Genomic DNA, 2,129 nt, shown 5'->3' on the forward strand with positions numbered 1-2,129 from the left:
TACCGCATGCGCGGGAAGATCATCGCCCAGCAGGTTCGCAAGGTCGCTGCCTTCGCCTGACTCGGCGCTGCCGATCGCCGCAGGGTTTCGAGTCCGCGGTGTTCCGAGTCGCAGGATCGTTGACAACTAAGCCTGCACGACTTTGCCGCCGGCGACCTTCACTTCCACTTTGGTCAATCCAGTGGTCGCGGGGCCCTGCACGACATCGCCGGTGAAGACATTGAAGCGGCTACCGTGGCAGGGGCACACAGCGACCTCCCCTTGAATTTGGCTGCACAGGCACCCTTGGTGGGGACAGACCGCGCTGTAGCACGCGACCTCGCCGGCCTTCTGCTGCGAGACCACGAACCCAGTGTCCGCCGAATCGGTGATGATGGCGCCACCGACTGGGACCTTGGACACGGAGGTAATTTCCGCGCCGCTCCCTGACCCGGCCCCAGTGCCGGACTGTCCACCAGAGGGTGATTCGGACGCTGCTGCGGAGCCGGAATCACTCGATTTGGAACTGCAGGCCGCCAGAGCAACACCGGCAGCACCCAGCGCTCCAACCGCGAGCACGTTGCGTCGCGAAAAGACCGAAGACACGGCGTGATCCGGTGCAGCCTGTTCGTGAGCTGCTACAGCCTGCTCGCGTTCCTGAGGCGTTGTCGTCATGTTGATCCTCTCGCGGGTTACGTGTTGGCCGACTGTACAACCGCGTCCTGGGAAGCGGCTTTCCTTGTCCGGGACTTGATACCTGAGGTCTTCTTCGCGGGCGTCTTCTTCGCTGGCGCCTTCTTCGCTGGCGCCTTCTTCGCTGGCGCCTTCTTCGCTGGCGCCTTCTTCGTCGGTGTCTTCTTCGTCGGTGTCTTCTTCGTCGGCGGCACAGTCTCGTTGCGTTGCTGCTTGACGCTGACGGCGTGGGACCCCGCAAGTGTGTGTCGCAGGAACTCACCCGTGTGGCTTGCGTCGACCTCAGAGACTTGCTCGGGCGTTCCAGTGGCAACCACCGTGCCGCCCCCCGATCCGCCCTCCGGTCCCATGTCGATGACCCAGTCGGCCGTCTTGATCACGTCAAGATTGTGCTCGATCACCACGACCGTGTTGCCTTGTTCGACCAGCCGACCGAGAACTTCGAGCAATTTGCGAATATCTTCGAAATGCAGTCCCGTCGTGGGCTCATCCAAGACGTAGATCGTTCGGCCGGTTGAGCGCTTCTGCAACTCAGCGCTGAGTTTGACGCGCTGCGCCTCGCCTCCGGACAACGTCGGCGCCGGTTGTCCCAACCGGACGTAACCGAGGCCGACGTCGAACAGGGTGCGCAAGTGCCGGGCAATGGCCGGCACAGCGGCGAAGAACTCCATTCCCTCCTCGATGGGCATGTCAAGGACTTCGGCGATCGTCTTGCCCTTGTAGTGGACCTCTAGCGTTTCGCGGTTGTAGCGGGCACCGTGGCAGACCTCGCACGGCACGTACACGTCAGGCAGGAAGTTCATCTCAATCTTGATGGTTCCGTCGCCGGAGCACGCCTCGCAGCGCCCGCCCTTGACGTTGAATGAGAACCGACCGGGGAGATACCCACGAACGTTGGCCTCTTCGGTTGAGGCAAACAGTCGACGAACGTGATCGAACACGCCTGTGTACGTCGCCGGGTTTGAGCGGGGCGTCCGTCCAATCGGACCCTGGTCGACGTGCACCACCTTGTCGACCAAGTCCGTACCGGTGACACCGACGTGGCGGCCCGGCACGGTTCGAGCCAGGTGCAGGTCCCTGGCTAGTGATCGGTAGAGCACATCGTTGACCAGCGTCGACTTACCCGATCCGGAAACGCCGGTGACCGCGACCAAACAGCCCAGCGGAATGGGAACCGTGACATCGCGCAGGTTGTGCTCGCGCGCACCATGGATGACGATCTCGCGGTCGGGTTCCGGCGCGCGCCTGGTCTTCGGGATGGAGATCTCCCTGCGGCCGGATACGTAGGCACCGGTCATCGACTCTTCCGAGGCCTCAAGTTCTGCCAGCGGACCGGATACGACCACCGCTCCCCCATGCTCACCGGCGCCGGGACCGATATCGACGATCCAGTCAGCCGCCCGGATCGTGTCCTCGTCATGCTCGACGACGATCAGGGTGTTGCCCAAATCTCGCAG

1 protein-coding gene and 1 pseudogene (1 of these 2 running past the window's edge) are annotated in these 2,129 nt (G+C 63.1%); both read right to left on the reverse strand.

The annotated features are described in order from the left end of the window. Positions 1 to 126: 126 nt before the first annotated feature. Positions 127 to 654: a Rieske (2Fe-2S) protein gene (locus KAZ48_09235; GenBank protein MBP7972973.1), complete on the reverse strand. Its 528-nt coding sequence runs from the start codon at positions 652 to 654 to the stop codon at positions 127 to 129. Between the two features lie 17 nt (positions 655 to 671). Then, positions 672 to 2,129, reverse strand: a pseudogene (locus tag KAZ48_09240) (excinuclease ABC subunit UvrA); it runs 1,194 nt beyond the window's last position.

It is taken from the genome of Candidatus Nanopelagicales bacterium (genome assembly GCA_018003655.1).
GTDB lineage: Bacteria > Actinomycetota > Actinomycetes > S36-B12 > UBA10799 > JAGNDY01.

Coding starts and splice junctions, on each gene's coding strand:
- KAZ48_09235 (MBP7972973.1), bottom strand. CDS start 654: ATGACGACAACGCCTCAGGAACGCGAGCAGGCTGTAGCAGCTCACGAA.